Origin of the sequence: Sulfuricurvum sp., from assembly GCF_028688295.1 — a bacterium.
Classification (GTDB): Bacteria; Campylobacterota; Campylobacteria; order Campylobacterales; family Sulfurimonadaceae; genus Sulfuricurvum.
The window spans coordinates 1-18,328 of record NZ_JAQTYM010000014.1 but is presented as its reverse complement, the minus strand read 5'-3'; the positions used below and the strand labels follow the sequence as shown (position 1 = coordinate 18,328).

The 18,328-nt window shown below is 41.9% G+C and carries 9 protein-coding genes; all 9 read left to right on the top strand.

All coding sequences use genetic code 11. From position 1 onward, the window contains the following. The first annotated feature begins 1 nt into the window (after position 1). Positions 2-1,315, top strand: coding sequence for an HlyD family type I secretion periplasmic adaptor subunit (locus PHR02_RS04895; RefSeq protein WP_299989768.1), 1,314 nt, complete (start codon positions 2-4; stop codon positions 1,313-1,315). Continuing rightward, entirely contained in the window at positions 1,312-1,944 is a 633-nt protein-coding gene (locus tag PHR02_RS04890; protein WP_299989765.1) for a hypothetical protein, read from the top strand. Before PHR02_RS04895 ends, PHR02_RS04890 begins: the two co-directional genes overlap by 4 nt. Further along, a complete protein-coding gene (locus PHR02_RS04885; RefSeq protein ID WP_299989762.1) occupies positions 1,941-2,690 on the top strand; it encodes a glycosyltransferase family 2 protein in 750 nt (249 codons plus the stop codon). Before PHR02_RS04890 ends, PHR02_RS04885 begins: the two co-directional genes overlap by 4 nt. Before the next feature lie 56 nt (positions 2,691-2,746). Continuing rightward, complete coding sequence (locus tag PHR02_RS04880; protein WP_299989759.1) at positions 2,747-2,938, top strand: hypothetical protein; 192 nt, start codon at positions 2,747-2,749, stop codon at positions 2,936-2,938. Further along, positions 2,939-3,979, top strand: a complete 1,041-nt coding sequence (locus tag PHR02_RS04875; protein WP_299989757.1) for a hypothetical protein — start codon at positions 2,939-2,941, stop codon at positions 3,977-3,979. It abuts the gene before it with no gap. Continuing rightward, positions 3,969-5,882, top strand: a complete 1,914-nt coding sequence (locus PHR02_RS04870) for a hypothetical protein (RefSeq protein WP_299989755.1) — start codon at positions 3,969-3,971, stop codon at positions 5,880-5,882. Before PHR02_RS04875 ends, PHR02_RS04870 begins: the two co-directional genes overlap by 11 nt. Then, on the top strand, positions 5,879-6,448 hold the full coding sequence (locus tag PHR02_RS04865; RefSeq protein WP_299989752.1) for a hypothetical protein: 570 nt from the start codon (positions 5,879-5,881) through the stop codon (positions 6,446-6,448). The genes PHR02_RS04870 and PHR02_RS04865 overlap by 4 nt, the downstream gene beginning before the upstream one ends. 13 nt (positions 6,449-6,461) lie before the next feature. Then, on the top strand, positions 6,462-7,163 hold the full coding sequence (locus PHR02_RS04860; protein WP_299989749.1) for a hypothetical protein: 702 nt from the start codon (positions 6,462-6,464) through the stop codon (positions 7,161-7,163). Position 7,164: 1 nt separating this feature from the next. Next, on the top strand, positions 7,165-18,328 hold an 11,164-nt coding region (locus PHR02_RS04855; RefSeq protein WP_299989746.1), incomplete at its 3' end, for a calcium-binding protein.

Below are 18,328 nucleotides of genomic sequence, written 5' to 3'. Positions count from 1 at the left end.
AATGGGACTATTTCATACCAAAGACAAACACGAATTTACCCCGCTCCTCGTCGAGATCGAAGATCGTCCTACCTCTCCACTAGGAAGAGGTCTGCTTTATGCCATTCTAGCGTTTATGGTGATTGGTCTATTATGGCTCTTTCTTGCCAAGATCGACGTGGTGGTGAGCGCACGGGGCAAAGTCGTCCCAGAGGGGGAGATCAAAACCCTCCAGCCGATCGAATCGGGCTCTATCAGTGCCATCCGTGTCCGTGAGGGGCAAGCGGTCAAAAAAGGGGATGTTCTCATCGAGATCGACCCCTCCGTCACCGTTACCGATCTGGAGTCTAAACAAAAGAACCTCTCCCTCCTCGAACTGGAGATCGATAGGCTAAACGCATTGGTGAGTGATAAACCCTTTATCCCCAACTCCATCTGCACTGACACTGCCGCCATTGCTACCCAACAGCTCGCCTATCTCTCCGCTAAAAGTGCATATGAGCAGCAACGTATGGTGATTGAGCAGCAAATCCTCCAAACCCGCTCCCAAAGTGACGCTTCTCGTAGCGATCTCTCCCGCCTAGGACAGCTCCTGAGCAATGCAAAAGAGCGTGAAGCACGTCTCAAAGAGGTACTCGACATTATTGCTAAACGTGATTATGTCGAAGCACAGAACCAGCGGATCGAATACCAAGAACAATATCGGATGAAAGAGCACGCCATCACTCAATCCAATTCCCATATCCGAGAACTGCAAGAACAGCTCCATCTCATCACCCAAGAGTACCGAAGCAAACTACTCGCCGAACTTACCCAAAAGTCCAAAGAAGCGACCGCACTACGCACCGAAGTAGAGACGACCCTCTTTCGTAACGCCAAACAAAGCATTACTTCTCCTGTAGATGGCTACGTCGGCAAGCTCCTCATCACTACCGTCGGCGGTGTCGTTACACCGGCTGAGAAACTCATCACCATCATCCCCAAAAATGCTCCGTTGCTGATCAAAGCGACTGTACAAAACCAAGACATCGGATTTATCGCCAAAGCGATGGAAGCAGAGGTAAAAATAGATACCTACGATTTCCAAAAATACGGTCTGATTCACGGAAACGTCAAACACATCGCTGATGATGCCATAGAGGATGAGAAACTGGGACCCGTCTATGAGATCAGTATCACTCCGACCAACACGACTCTGAAAGGAGAAGGTAAAACTCTCCCTATCCATGCAGGGATGAGTGTTACGGCAGAGCTAAAAGTGGGTAAACGCCGCGTCATAGAGTTCTTTATTTATCCGATGATCAAATATCTTGATGAGGGGTTGAGTGTGAGATGAAGCAAAAAACAGTACTCGTAATGCTCAGTGGAGGGCTAGACTCTTGCTATATGCTTTATTATTATCTGACTCAAACTGATTATGCGATCCACGCCCACCATATTTCGTTACGCTATCCCAGTGAACCGCGATGGGAAGAGGAAGATACAGCAAGCCGTAAAATCGTAGAGTACTGCCGTAGCATCCGAGCGTTTGATTACAGTGAATCACGTTGTGACATAGGATTTAAACACTATGTAGGACGTGACAGTGATACACAGCTTTTGATGGCGGCGAAAGTAGCCCCCAATTTGCGAGGAGAAGTCCATCTTGCCATCGGATGGGAAAAAAGTGATTTTGAATTGGAAGTGAATCGACAACGTGCAAAAAATCATGTTACTGAAAACTTATGGAATGCACTGTGTGACAGTATAGATTATCCTCTGGGAGAACATATTAGTCGAAAGATTCTTTTTCCCCTCATAGAGATGGATCTTGATAAATCTCAGATGATTGCTGCGTTACCCGATGAATTGGTTGATATGACATGGTCATGTCGAAGACCACAAAAAGATGAACACGGGGTTATCTATTACTGCGGAATATGTAAACCATGTCAAACAATTCGTGCAGCGAGAGAAATAGTATGACTATATCCATTGTCGTCCCGTTTTATAATCCGCCTCTTCATCTCTTTGCCGAGTGTCTACGTGCACTTAAAAAGCTAAGCCCCTACGAGGTGATTCTCGTCGATGATTGCTCTTCAGATAGCCTAGCGGTTCAGATGGCAAAAACATCAGGTTTTAAGTATCTAAAGACCCCTTACCAATCCGGACACGACGGGTTACCTCATAATATTGGTGTCAAAGCGGCAAGCGGAGAGTACATCTGCCGTGTTGATGCGGATGATGTGTTATTGGAGTTACCTGAAAAGATCGAAACCGATATCTATTTCGGACGGCTGAATCGTGTCAAGGCTCCTGTTGATTTAACCGTAGACGAACTTATTCTTGCCCCGCGAGCTATCTGCAATGCCCTGATCACCAAAAAAGAGATATGGCTCAAATATCCATCGGCAGAAGATAAAAATGTCTATGGAGATGTCCTATTTACTCTGAGAGCCTTGCACAACCAACACACGCATAGCGTTCATCCGAGTGTCAACTATATCTATCACAAACATCCCGCTTCGATCCAAAATTCTAAACCGTTGTTTCATCATAGGATGAGACATGTTCAGACGATAGCAAGATTTTGCCAGTTGGAGCAGATTGATCCGCAACAATCTATCCGCTATTTGGAGATGGCAATGCTAAATGCACGGTATGGGAGCGGGAGCTTGAAACTACACAAGCAACATCATCATCCCTCTTCAAACGGAAGAGATACTTCATGAACAGAAATAAAAATATAGATTGTAGATATAAAAAAGAAGATAAAAAGGAGTAAAAAATGGTGATTTATGATCAAGTTTGGATTGGCGAATTAGGTGTCAAATCCATAAACCTAGACTATACCCAAACCACAGACTACGAAGAACAAAACCGTATCTTCCAAACCTCTAGCTTTACCACCACCGACGGTACTACCCAAAGCATCAACGACGTATGGTTTAAATCTAAAATCCAACAAAAGGCAGCTTAAATGGAACAAGAAACACTTCAAACTCAACAGCTCAAAAAAAGGAAGTTGCCCAAATGGTTGATAGCTCTTATTGTCACTCCTTTAGTAATTATCGCTATTCACTTCCACTTTTACCCAGCACTTAAAAAAGAGTTTCATGCCGACCAATCGGTCAATCCCGAAGCAACTTCGTATTTTCTGCATGCTAGCACTGTTTATATTGTTTGGATAGGTCTACCGCATGAATTTTTGTCTATCGACTATGACAGTCCACTACTTAAGCCATTTCTATTATTACGAGATTATCTCTTTGAAAAAGGGGAAGCTAGCATGCCTCCTGATAATGCCGAAGATGCTATGTGGTGGCTTCAAAATTACGGTCGAATGTATGGTTTTAGTGTTGAGATGAGAAAAGATGAAAGTATGGTGATTGAAACGCTAGATAAACCGACACAACGTGCTATTCGTGAGAAAATGTATACCTATATCATTAAGCTAGATAAATATGGAATTAAGGGAGTTAAATCAGAAAAACTTGCGCATTCACCAGCAATTTTAATGACATATTTAATTCAAGGGTATTGTAATAATATTGAAAAAATGTATGATGGAGACAGCAATGATCAGCAATTTGAAAATTTTTATACAGATACCAATACATTTTCTAAACTTATTAAAATCTATAGTGCTTATGATAATAGTTTAAAAAAATATTCTTTTACAAATATCGATAGACCGTCTGAATATAACAAACAGCACTTGTTGGGAATGACTATTTGGTCATTAATTTATAATGTAAATATTCCAAAGATATTATGTGATAGTCCTGAACTGACGGAATATTTGAGACTAACAAGTTCATTATATAGTTGGGCAAGTCATCCTGAACAGATAAAAGATGACGATTTACAGCGTATTGCTCATGCCTTTATGAAGGAATCCCCAAGAATACCTCAAAAACTTCCATCAGCTATTATAGAAGCAGTATCTAATGAATGTAAGCTAAATGATCTAAATCGAAATTTAATCAAAACTATCCAAGGAGTTAACAATGGCAGATAGCAATACAACAATGGCGGAACACCTCAAATTTGTACAAAAAGAAGTTTGTGACGCTGCAACAGCTGCAGATATTCTTCAAAAAACAAAAGGTGCCAGTGGGTATGTAATCACTATGGGAATATGCGATACTAGTGGAAATACTATATTTGCCACAGATGTGGTATATAAACATAAAGAAGATCCTGATGGAAAAACACGTATATATGCTGAAATAGCTGGTCAGGTTGTTGGAGCAGCAGTATTTGCTTACGGGGTTCAACAAACAATTGGTATTACTTTAGCAGCAACTGTTGCCACTGCCATTCTTACTAAAAATCCAGCGTTGATTTATGGAGCACTTACTTTTGGACTTGCTTCTGGCTATGCAGTAACAAAAACGACTTCAGAGTATGCTCAAACTTTAACGACAAAAGCAATTGAAGGATTATTTATTCATGAAAACACAAATAAACTAGCTTCATTTGTAGATTCAGGTCAGGTTTTCAGCCACAATTCAACCACCAAAAAAGCCACTATTTCTGAGAATGCAGATGTACAAGGGTTAACCGATATTACCCTGAAAAAGACAAATGCCCAACAACTCACCATCGGCACCCGAGTTCTCGACATCCGCAACCTCTCCGAGATCGAACTACGAAATGCAGTAAGCCATATCGACAGCGTTTCATTTCTCCTCTCTGAAATTAATATCAAAGTGGGTGAAAAACTCGATATGGGTAGCTTCGGTATTTATACCGTTGGAACTAATAGCTACGATTACTCCTTATCACTGATTGCAAAAAATCACGGCATGACGACCAAAGAACTGGTAATGCTCAACACATGGCTAGTCGATGATGGACGTATCGACTTTCTCTATCCTACCAAAGTTCTCGTCGATGCAGGCACTATCGTCAACAGTGTTATCAACCATACGATAGCAGGATCGATGCAAGATGATGTGATTATCGATCATAATGGCGGAACCGATACCCTGATCGGTAACGGCGGAGCTGACTATATGGACGGCGGACAAGGTTACGACACCTACTACAGCGGTAATGGCGACACGATCAAAGATACCGATAATAACGGACGAGTATTATTCGAAGGATTCAAACTCACAGGAGGCGTATCCGAAACTGGATGCAAACCAAACGGTGATGGAGAGTACCGAGGAGATGGAGGAGTTTACAAACTCTCAAGCGGTAAACTCACCTTTACCAAAGACGGAACAAACGAAACACTAATTATAGAAAAGTTTGTCAACGGCTCCCTAGGAATCACCCTAACCAGTAAAGACCCCGGAGCATCCTGCCCACCACCGATGCCGAACCCTGAGCCGGATGATTTACCGACACCAAGCACTCCAAACCCTAACTTCCCATCCCCACTCGTCCTCGACCTAAACGGTGATGGCGTAACATCGACATTCATCTCCTCCACCTCCACCTATTTCGATCTCGATAACGACGGTGTAAAACAACGTACAGGATGGGTACAAACAACCGACGCACTCTTAGCCCTCGATAAAAACCAAGACGGCATTATCAATAATGCTTCCGAACTCTTCGGTAATCACACCACCCTCAAAAACGGAACCAATGCCGCCAATGGTTTCGAAGCTCTCAAAGAGTACGATGAGAACAAAGACGGAGTGATAGACGCTAAAGACAATATCTATAACACCCTAAGCCTCTGGCAAGACGCTAACAGTGACGGAGTAACCGATACGGGAGAACTGCATAGCCTGAGTGAACTGGGCGTTGCCTCTATTAACCTCGGCTATTCCACCAACACCGATACCATCGAAGAGCGAAATCAGATCAACCAAACCTCTACCTTTACCACCACAGACGGTACTACCCAAAGCATCAATGACGTAAGCTTTCAATCTAAAATCCAAAACAAGGTAGTTGCATGAATATCAAAACAGTCTTCAAATACACCTTAATAACAGTTCCATTACTATTTTTAGCAAAGTGCGCAGCCGAAAGTGCAATGCCCGATATCAACTTTCATCCTGTCGATAAAATGAGAATTTATGGCAAAACCTCATTCGGACAAGAGTGCAAATTACTATTTAATGTTAAATATGCCCCCAATGATTCATTTGGAATGAGACAAACTCAGTGGATTAAAGTGCCGACTAATCTTAAAAAAGATGGATCATATGAGGCGATTGTCTATAAGGACTATTTCACACAAATGTTATCTACATGGAATGTGGTAGCGTTTAATCCAGAATTTCAATGCCAATTTTATAGTCAAGGTGGAATAGCGATGCTAAACCTATCGGAGAAAAGTACAGTGTTTAAACGTCAGATAAATTGTACGCATGAAGATGAACGCTTAGGGAAAAGAGTGACATGTGCTGTGAGTAATACTCATTCTATCGGTTTTGAGGAAGTTTCAAATTCACAAAAAGAGCTAGAAATAAATATTGCTGATAAAGGCTTGAATGCTCCATATTATGAATTGATCAAATGAAAGGATGAAGAACATGAATATTAAAAAAGTCATTAAATACACTATTGTAGCAATTCCATTGCTATTTTTAGCAAAGTGGGGAATTGAAAAGATAATTTACGATTCCAATAAAATTCCTGATATCAATCTTCATCCGAAAGAGAAAGTGAGGATATACGGTAAGTTTCCGTTAGACACAAAAAGTTATTACATAAAGGCTTCCGTGCGTTATATAGCAACCAATCCAAAATGTGATAATGTAGTTTGGCTTGCAGGGGCGCGGTTTGCTCAAGATGAAAATGTAGATATGAATGCGACAATGTTAGATAATCATTATGAGATAAATATATATAACGATTACTATCAGTATGGTGTTTGTGATTGGCAAATAGGTGAGATAGGTATAGTAACTATTCATAAAGATACAAATCGAGCATCATATGGAGTAGGATTTTCTACAAAAAAAAGTGGTACACACGCTTTTGACTTTAAAAGTGAATTAATAAGGGCAAGGAGCCCATTGAATTTTATTTGTAACTATGAACATCATGATTCAAGTGATTATACTCACTATTTTTGTGAAGACTCAACTCAAAAAATTGTAGGATCTATAGAACAAAATATTGTAGGCTCTACGGAAAAAGCTATATTTTTTCCTAATTCACAAAAAGAGTTTGAAGTAAATTTCCAACAAATGGCAGAACCAATGAAACAACCACTACAAGGAGAAAAATAAGATGGCATCTATAACAGCATTGCAAGGGGCGCAAATAGCAAGTCAAGTTTATAGTGATTTGGCAGTAGGAGGTAATGTACTAGCTTTTTATACAGATCCAACAACCGATTTGCAAATGGCATTACTGCAAATTGGAAATCGTACAATTGTTGCTTTTAGAGGAACAGCTTCTGTCGCAGATGCTATTACTGACCTCCAAATGGGAGTATCAACTTATTTGGAAGGTCTCGCAGATCAGTTTACGCCTGCAGGTGTGAAACTATCTCAATGGATAAATCAATTTGGCTTAACCACAAGTAATACGACGATTGTAGGACATTCTCTGGGCGGGGCATTGGCACAATATTTTGGAGCAAACACTGGATTTGAGACATTGACATACAATGCATACGGTATAGGAAATGAGTTTTCAGGCGGTTCGTATGACAATATAACCAACTATGTCACGATGAACGATCCCGTTAGCGTTTTTCCAAGAAGTAAAATGATAGGTAAAACGTATATGCTGCAAGATGAAAATTTGACTGCTGCATTGGGACACGGTATTTCCAATTTCACAAGCGAGAGTAGTTGGGTCAGAGGCTATTCGAGAGTTAATAGTCCTCATGATATTGATGTGATCGATGGTATTGGTAATCCAGCGTATGAATTAGCACTTATGGCAATTGAAGGTCGAAAATTTGCAACGATCAACGGTTCAATAGATGATGTTATAATCGGTGGAGAAATTAATAATTTACTTATAGGTGGTGGAGGTAAAGATACTCTTTACGGGATGGGTGGAAGCGATACTTTAGAAGGAGGTAAAGGAAACGATACTCTGTTTGGAGGTTATAGTGATAAAGTCGACGCCTTCACCGACTACCTCTATGGTGGAGACGGCTTCGACACCTACATCTCCGGTAACGGTGACACCCTCATGGATTCCGACGGCAGCGGACGAGTCGCCTTCGAAGGGGGAATTCTAACCGGAGGAAAAAGCAAAGAAGGAGAGAAAGGGGTATACGAAGGAAACGGAGGAACCTACACCCTCAATAATGGAACCCTGACATTTACAAAAGAGAGCGGCGAAATCCTCACCATCCAAAAGTTTGTAAATGGAGATTTAGGGATATATTTAGGAGATGAACCTCGCCCGAAACCAACCCCAAAACCCGATTTTCCATCCCCTCTAGTCCTCGATCTAAACGGGGATGGTGTAACTTCAACATTTGTCTCCGAAACCTCCACCTACTTCGATCTCGATAACGACGGAGTGAGACAACGTACAGGATGGGTGCAAAGTACCGACGCTCTATTGGTCTTCGATAAAAACAAAGACGGTAAGATCAACAACGGAAGCGAACTTTTCGGAAACAACACGATCCTAAAAAACGGAACCAAAGCCGCTAACGGTTTCGAGGCACTGAGAGAATACGATGAGAACAAAGACGGAGTGATAGATGCCAAAGATAATATCTACAATACCCTAAGCCTCTGGCAAGACGCTAACAGTGACGGAGTAACCGACACAGGAGAACTCCATACCCTGAGCGAACTCGGGGTTGCGTCTATCAATCTCAACTATTCCACCAACACCGATACCATCGAAGAGCGAAACGCTATCAATCAAACCTCTAGCTTTACTACTACCGACGGTACTACCCAAACCATCAACGACGTGTGGTTTATGACCAATGCACAAGACACTGCACGTGATACCAACATAACCATAAAAGACACTGTTGCCGCACTCCCTGATTTCCGTGGAGCAGGCAGAGCAGAGAACCTATCCGTGGCGATGAATGAGAACACGGCACTAGAATCCGCCGTTACAGCACTCCTCACCAAATCCACCACCGCAACCTATGATTCACTCTTAGGAGACGTTAAAAACATCCTCGCTCTGTGGACACATACCGATAATATCTCTGCTACTACAACGCGGGGTGAGCAATACATTACCAACCATAATTACAATTCTCCTCAACCGATTATGCGTCACCGTATTTTTGCCTACGCACGTGATGTTGCGATTTTAGAATCGTTCTGGGGACAAAACTTCACTATGAATGTGGATGGTAAAACGACTTCTGATGTCATCGGTACTGAGATGTCGAATTACATGACTAATGCTATCAACACCCTCACCGATACCGTACTCGCGACTCTCCTCGTACAACAACTCTACGGGAAAGAGGCGTATGACGTCACCAATGGCTCATTTGATTATGCAGGGCTCTTTGGTAGATTGAACGAAACCCTCACTTCAGGAACGAGTGAGGATAAAACAACCGCCTCCAATCTCCTCGCAACTCTGATCCATCGTGACGGATTGGAGACGCTATCCAATCTCGATACGGCACTCTTAAGTGATAGTACATTTAAAAGCCTCCTTAGCACCAACGGAGTGACCTATGCTGTAGAAGCCAACGGTGTTATTAGCGGTAGCTATGCAGGAACCGTAGAGGGGGGTAGCGAGAATCATACTCTCTATGCTTCTGATTCGGGAACCGTGTACGGTGGAGAAGGAAATGACATCATTTACGGAAAATCCGCCTCTAATGTTTACAGTAATGCTACCGGTCACGAGGAGCTCCACGGTGGAGCAGGAAATGATATCATCTATGGAGAAGGAGGAAGTGATATTCTTTATGGGGATGAAGGTGATGACACGCTTTATGCCAATACTACAAATAGCGATGATGGCAGTTACGGTCATGATGTCCTCATCGGCGGTACAGGAAATGATACTCTCGTCGGTACAGCACGTAATAGCACGTATATCTACAACTATGGAGATGGACACGATACGATCATTGATGGTGGTAATGTTGGATATACACCGGATATTTTGGAGCTTCGCGGAATACGATTTGAAGATATCCGTGTAGGAAAAGTCGGTAATGATATGGTTATTACAATAAAAGATGCCATTGACCCTGAGATGGAAAGCGGGTCTATAGTAATCAATAGTGGAATGAATAGCGGAAAAATCGAAAGTTTTATATTGGATGATAAAACACTCGACTTTGCTACGATCCAGTTGATCGCTGATGGGTTATTAAAAGATGATATTTATACCTTTGATCGCGGGACGGGGTTAAAAACGATCAGAGATTATGGTTCGATCAACGGGGATACATTGCAATTTGGTGAGGGTATTACAGCAAATGACATCATGATTAAAGTCTCTCCTGCAAGTAACGATTTGATTATCGCAATAAAAGAAGATGGAAAAACATTTAGTACACTCAGCGATAAATTAACGATTAGCGGTTGGTTTAATGCTGATAATCGTATCGAGACATTTACCTTTAGTGACGGATCAACTTGGGATGTTAATGCAATCTTAGCTCATCAGGGGACGGATGAAGCTGATACGTTACGCTTGATCGATACCAATGCAGATACAACACTTGATCTTGGTTCTGGAAACGATACGATCACAATAGGACAGGGTAATGATTCACTGAATGGCGGTGAGGGTGATGATACTATCAATGCAGGAAGCGGAAACGATACACTAATCGGAGGAGAAGGCGATGATGCCATCAGTGGAAGTACCGGAAATGATACCTATATCTTCAATCGCGGTGACGGAGCCGATACGATACTCGATGAAGATCGTTATGCTCCTTACTATTGGAACTCATCTTATACTCTAACACGTAATGCTGGCAATGATACTCTTATATTTGGAGAGGGGATTGTAGCAAACGATATCCAAACGAAAGTAGCCTCAAACGGAAAAGATTTAATTATTGCACTCAAAGAAGAGGGAAAAAGTTTCGAGGAACTCGGCGATAAAATCACTCTCAAAAACTGGTTTGATGCTAATAGTCGTATAGAGAATTTTTCTTTTGCTGATAAAACCGTATGGAATGTTAACGATATTATCGCCACACAGGCAACTGAAACGGATGATATCATTCGTCCGATTGATATGACGCTGCCAATCGATATTCATTTGCTAGGAGGAGATGATTATATCTCTACCGGTACGGCAGATGATATTGTATACGGAGATAGCGGAAACGACATTATCAATACCGGACTCGGTAACGATACATTGATTGGCGGAGTAGGTAACGATACACAAAGTGGCGGAGAGGGAGATGATACGTATGTATTTACCAAAGGAGACGGATCGGATACTATCATCGACAGTGCCGGAAACGATACGCTCCACTTTACAGACGGTATTACCCAAAATAATCTTGTTGTACGACAAGAGGGGAATAACCTTCGTGTAGCGATCAAAGAGACGAATACCCTGATAAATGATCTTAGCGACAGTATCGTTATAAAAGATTGGTTTAGTGCGGGCAGTCGAATCGAGAATTTTTCTTTTAGCGATGGAACGGTACTAAGCAGTGCCGAATCGATCCTCTCTCTGATCGGCAGTGATGAGAATGATACAGTGACATGGAACGAAAGCTCTTTGAGCCTCTCATCTGGTGCAGGGAACGATACCATAACTTTAGGCATCGGAAACGATACGCTCAACGGTGGTACCGGAAATGATATACTCCAAGGCGGTGGCGGTAATGATACCTATATTTTCAACCGTGGCGATGGTATAGATACTATCACCGATGTTGAAAATTATCAACCTTACTATTGGAACAAAAACTATACTGTTGCGCAAGATGGAGGAGAGGATATCCTCTATTTCGGTGATAGAATCACAGCAGATGATCTTATCGTTCAAGCCTCAGCCAACAGTAACGATCTGATCATAGCGATCAAAGAGGATGGAGTAGCATTCGCTGATCTCACCGATAAAATCACCCTTAAAAACTGGTTTGACAGCAAGTACCGTATCGAAAATATCAAATTTTCCGATGGCACAGGATGGGATATCAACGATATCGTCAATGCTCAAGGTACCGACGATGCCGATACTGTACATCTTGTTGATACTACGACAGATGTAACACTGGACCTCAGAGATGGTAATGATGTCATAAATACAGGACTTGGGAATGATATCTTAATCGGTGGTATGGGTAATGATACGTTAAATGGTGGAGCAGGCAATGATACTTATGTGTTTGAAAAAGGAGATGGTATTGATACGCTTATCGATGTATCGGGCATAGATGCCCTATCGTTTGGTAGCGACATCACAGAAGATGATATTGTTGTGATGGCGGATGAAGAAAGTGACGATTTGATTATTGCGCTCAAAAAAGATGGAAAATCATTCGATGAACTGAGTGATAAAATTGTTCTCAAAAATTGGTATACAGATGATAATCGGATAGAGAGTTTCGTATTTGAAGATGGTACCATCCTCGATACATTTGACATTACCGAACTGCAACCTAGAGACGATGAAAACAACTACTTGCGTTATCTGGAGCATGATAATACCATCGACGCGTTGAGAGGAGATGATACCATCCACGGCGCTGCAGGAGATGATACCTACCTCTTTAATCGTGGAGATGGAGTTGACCATATCACTGATATAGCAGGAATAGATACTTTAGCATTCGGCAGCGAAATCACCGTAGAAGATATTGAAGTTCATGCAGATAACAACTATCTGATTATCGGATTGAAAGAAGACGGCAAGCCATTTGATGAACTCAGTGATAAAATTTACTTTAAACAGATCGGCTTAAATGATTACGGTATCGAGAATCTCGAATTTGTAGATGATATGATTATTGATCCACGCAGCTTGATATCGACGTATGAGGGTACTGATGGAAATGACCGGATTGATCTAACCTATCTGCGTTCCATCAATCCGACGGTATCGATTGATGATAGTTTGATAATTAATGCAAAAGCAGGGAACGATACAGTTATCATCGGCAACGGAAATAATACGGTTAGTATGGGAAGTGGGGATGGTGAGTTGTTATCAGTTGGAGATGGTGACAATAAAATCGATGCTGGAACGGGGTGGAATAAGACGCTGAACGTTGGAAATGGTCAAAATGTCATCAATATGGGAGATGGGAGGAATACACTTTTAGCAGGAGATGGCAATAACACCATTGATACGACACAATCTTTTTCAACCCTTCGTTTAGGAAATGGTAATAATATAATCGATGTCGGATCTGGGGACAATATTGCAGCAGGGGATGGTAATAATTCGGTTTTATATTTTTCAGACGGATATTTAAATTTTTATGGTGATTTCGGAGATGGAGATAATACGTTCGACCAGCTTGATGATGGATATGAAGCCCTTTATGGCGGCGAGGGAAATGTTTATCTGCATATGGGAAATGGGGATAACCGATTTACAATGAACGATTTTGATACATCGTGGATGGGAATTCAAGCTAGTTTTGGAGACGGTAATAATGTGGTGGAAATTGGGGAACAACTCTCACGCGATTTGCTATATGATTCGATTGAACGAAATAGTACGATCTCCGTTGGGGATGGAGATAATTCTATTACCGTGGCTAACGGCGATGATGATCTGTATGTTCAAATGGGAAGTGGAAATAATACTATCAATTTTAGTGCAGATATTGATTCTGTTACAATCAATGCAGCCCATGGTTTTAACGATATTATTCAGCTTGAAGATGTTGATATCGAAAATAGTTATTACGAATGGGTGTACGATGAGACTACCGATCAATATATGCAATCTGACGAGTTGACTGTCATTAGGGAAGCTAATGATCTTAATATTGCATTAGGCGATAGCGATAATGCGATTACACTCTCTGATACAGCGCAAGACTATACTCTTGATCTAGGTAATGGGACAAATACCATTATGATAGGTAAAGAAGGAAGTGATAATGACTATGCGATGCAGAGTTTACTATCTCTAGGCGATGGCAATAATGAAATATCTGTTTTAAACGGAGATGGAGTGCTTGATATCGGTGTCGGTGGGGGAGATAATTCGATCCTGCTAAGTGCAGATTTGGATGATATTTCGATTGAATTAGGTGATGGAGATAATATCATTACTCAAATGGTCGGTGTGGATACCGATGATGATGTGCTAGCGACTGCCGTTGTATATTACGGTGGTGAAGAGTATTATGGTGGTAGCTATTACTATGGTAATGAAACCATTTATAACGATACTATTTCTCTTTTGCTAGGTGATGGAGATAATGATATTACGATCTCCCGCACCGATACGCTTTACGGATCGTTTGGAGAAGGGGATAATAGCCTCCGTCTAGGAGATGTCAAACGAAGCTATTTGGAATTTAACGGTGGTGAAAATCGCATAGAGATAAATTCGACAGGATCATCGTATGCTGATGTTGCGGGTAGTGAAAAATCTACGATAATGATGGGATCAGGTTCAACCCTCCTAACCGCGCGATACAATGAAGAAACAATCATCTCAACAGGAGAGGGTGCCGATAATGTTTATACGTATGAAAGCAATGATTCTTATATCGTCAATATCGGAGATGGCAGTGACGCGATCCTCGATATGTACGGTACCGATAAAATCATTTTCGGAGAGGGGATTACCAAAGAAAATCTGAAAGTTCGTATTGAATTTTACGGTGATTTGATGAACCATACTGAAAATAATCTATTGATGCAGCAGTTCCAATACGATGCAAATGCGGATGGGTTTAGTTTCAATACGTTGATGAATGCCAATTTGGTTATCCAATATTCGGATGATCCTTCTGACGTATTGATTTTAGCAAATTGGTACGATAGTGACAGCCGAATCGAATCGTTTGTATTTAATGATGGCTCTATCCTCAGTGATCATCAAATCGTTTCGCTCATCGGGACAGATGAGGATGATACTGTATTGGGAACCGAAGGAGGCAATACCCTGCATAGTGGAAGTGGAGAGGATACGATTAGCGGAGGAGAAGGCAACGATACCTATCTCTATAGCCGTGGAGACTCTCATGATCTCTTTAGTGAAGATGGCGGTTTCGATACGATCATATTTGGTGCTGGGATTACAAAAGAGGATCTGAATTTACAAAAAGTAGATAATAATCTCATAATCTCTCTATTGGAAGATGGAAAAACGGATAATGATCTTGTAGACACCATTACTGTAAGTGATTGGTTTAATGAGCGTGGTCGGATTGAGCGGTTCCGTTTTGCGGATGGTTCAACGATGGAATTAAATGAGATATTGAGTCGTGTCGATGCAGACGGTGTGATCTACTATGGGACTCCGGATGTTGATGCGATGGAAGGAACCGATATCGGCGATATCATCATGGCACGTGAAAGCGATGACATCGTGAATGGATATGCAGGAGATGATCTACTCTTCGGTGAAGCAGGAAATGACACTCTTGATGGCGGTGAAGGTAATGATCTGCTTTATGGCGGTGAAGGTAATGATACCTACATGATCGATCGCAATATGGGTAATGATATAGTATTTGATCAAAACGGTACGGACACTCTCCGATTTGCGGAGGGTATTACCTCTGAGTATATTCAGGTTTGGTATGACAACAATGATTTGAAAATCTGGGTAGAAGGGAGTGAAATCACTTTAACCGATTGGTATAGCACTGAGCATCGTATCGAAACATTGACATTTGCAAACGGGGAAATTTTTAATGTCAATGATATGATTAATCTTCAAGGCGGTGAAGTTAAAGGGGTGTCAGAAGGATCGACATTTGATGTGGATGATGGTGGTGACACGATTTATTACGCACAAGAGGGTAATGATACTTATCGGATCGGTACCTATGTCGGGGCGAATAGAGTCATTGATGCAGGTGGGGTTGACCGTATAGAATTTGCAGAGGGCATTTCCGCCGAGATGTTAAATCTATCGTATGAGGGAGATGATTTAATTATCGAACTCGAAGGAACTTCGGTTCGTTTGAGCGGATGGTATACCGCGAAGAACCGAATTGAGAGTTTTGCCTTTACGGATGGAACCCTATTGGTGGCAGAAGAAGTTATTGCTCTTATGAGTACCGATGGCGATGATAGCATCCGCTCTCTTGAAGAGGGGAACTATATCAATGCAGGGGATGGAGACGATATCTATGATGTCGTCAATCTGAGTGGAATGCATACGATTGAGGACAATTCCGGAATAGATACGATCCGTATGGGTGCAGGAATATCGCCGGATTCTCTTCGAATTACATGGGTGCAAGGTAGTGATGACATTTTAATCCGCGACAAAGAGATGAGTATCGATGGCGGGTTGCTAATCAAAAACTGGTACAGCCCCGAAAATCGTATCGAAACGATCTTGTTTAGTGACGGCAACTTATGGAGCTCACAAGATATCCTTGATGCGATGGGTAGCGAAGACGATGATGTGTATGACGGATTTAAAGATCAAGCCAATATTATCCATGCAAACGGTGGCAGCGATGTAGTTAGTACATTCGGATTTGATGATACCCTTTATGGAGGAGCAGGAAATGATGCTTTAGATGCCGGTGATGGAGATGATACACTAATCGGAGAGGAAGGCGCCGATCTTCTCTTCGGTGGAGCGGGAGATGATACCTATCTCTTCAATCGCGGTTTCGGAAAAGATATGATTTTCGAAGATGCATTTGGTGGCGCTGATAGTGCCGGAGATGATCATATCGTTTTAGGTGCAGGGATTGCATACGATGATGTTATCGTACGTTCGTTTGAAAACGATAATAATCTCTATATAGCCCTCAAAGAAGATGGAAAACAATTTGATGAATTGAGCGATGTCATAACGATCAAAGATTGGTTTTTGAGTGCGAATCGGATTGAATCGATTTCTTTCGGTGATGGTGATGTGATGTCGCTAATCGATGTTATGCACGCAAAAGCTGCTGAAGAAGGTGAAGCGATTAGTGCATTAGGTGAGGGCGGTATGCTTATCGGTACCAATGATGAAGATACCTTGATCGGAAATAAAGGGGATGACTTTATTCTCGGACTTGATGGGGATGATGATCTTATCGGTGCAGAGGGGAATGATACCCTTATCGGAGGTCAAGGAGATGATTCACTTGAAGGTTCCGAAGGTAATGACACCTATTTCTTCGGTCGTGGAGATGCTCATGACACTATTTATGACAATGCTACGGCTGTTCAAGAACAATATGGCTATGTCACTGATAGTGATGGAGTGGCACGTTGGAGTAAGATAGAGCATGAATATAGTGTTGATGGCGGTACGGATACCGTCTATTTCGGCGAGGGGATTACTGCGGATGATTTGATCGTAAAAAATGAGGGATTTGATCTGTTGATCACCCTAAAAGACTCTATTGATGATGTATTACGTATTCAAGACTATTATAAGCCGTTTAACACGATTGAGTTTTTTGGCTTTAGTGATGCAACAATACTTAGCAGTAGTGAGTTTGAAGCGTTATTGTTTACTCCCGAAGATGATGACGTAACCTTCGTGGATGATCAAGATCGCATTTTGAATGGTAATGAAGGTGATGACACTATCCATGCAGGAAGCGGTAATGATATTATCGACGGTGCAGGAGGTGATGATACACTAAATGGCGGGTTTGGTGATGATGTTTATCTCTTTGGTCGTGGGTCAGGGCATGATACCATCACTGATAAGGGTATTGGCGAATGGTGGCAGACCCGTTCAGGTAACGATACCATTTTCTTCAAAGAGGGGATCAGTAGAGACGATCTTTGGGTTAAAGAAGAAGGTAATGATCTACTGATTGCCATTAAAGAAGAGGGCAAAAGTTTTGAAGAACTAAGCGATACACTTCGAATTATTGGTGCGTTTGATGACAACAATCCTTTTGAATCGGTAGTATTCGCCAATGGAACAAACGTATCAATAACCGCATTAGTTAATCATGCCCCTGAAGCCCAAAGCGAAACGTCTCACACCTTGCAAGATGTTAGAGTGTTTAGTGGCGAAGTAGGAGCAACAGATATCGACGGCGATGTCCTCACCTATACTGTCTCGACCGAAGCCTCTCATGGAACACTGAGTATCGATGCAAACGGCGCATGGAGTTACTCGGTAGCGGATGGCTATATGGGTACAGACAGTGCGATAATCATGATCGACGACGGTAACGGAGGAATGATTACCCAAACATTGAATTTCGATGTTCGCGTATCCGCTCCAACCTTGTCTGATAGTACCTCGGGTCTTCTCGAAGATACTTCCAGTAATGGAGTGTTCAACGTCACCAATCCGATCGGCGGAGCATTGGTCTACGAAGTACTCAACGCTTCGAGTAAAGGAGCGTTCAGTA

Bases quoted from the DNA above. Each gene is read 5' to 3' on its own strand.
- PHR02_RS04895 (WP_299989768.1), top strand. From the start codon at position 2: ATGGGACTATTTCATACCAAAGACAAACACGAATTTACCCCGCTCCTC.
- PHR02_RS04890 (WP_299989765.1), top strand. From the start codon at position 1,312: ATGAAGCAAAAAACAGTACTCGTAATGCTCAGTGGAGGGCTAGACTCT.
- PHR02_RS04885 (WP_299989762.1), top strand. From the start codon at position 1,941: ATGACTATATCCATTGTCGTCCCGTTTTATAATCCGCCTCTTCATCTC.
- PHR02_RS04880 (WP_299989759.1), top strand. From the start codon at position 2,747: ATGGTGATTTATGATCAAGTTTGGATTGGCGAATTAGGTGTCAAATCC.
- PHR02_RS04875 (WP_299989757.1), top strand. From the start codon at position 2,939: ATGGAACAAGAAACACTTCAAACTCAACAGCTCAAAAAAAGGAAGTTG.
- PHR02_RS04870 (WP_299989755.1), top strand. From the start codon at position 3,969: ATGGCAGATAGCAATACAACAATGGCGGAACACCTCAAATTTGTACAA.
- PHR02_RS04865 (WP_299989752.1), top strand. From the start codon at position 5,879: ATGAATATCAAAACAGTCTTCAAATACACCTTAATAACAGTTCCATTA.
- PHR02_RS04860 (WP_299989749.1), top strand. From the start codon at position 6,462: ATGAATATTAAAAAAGTCATTAAATACACTATTGTAGCAATTCCATTG.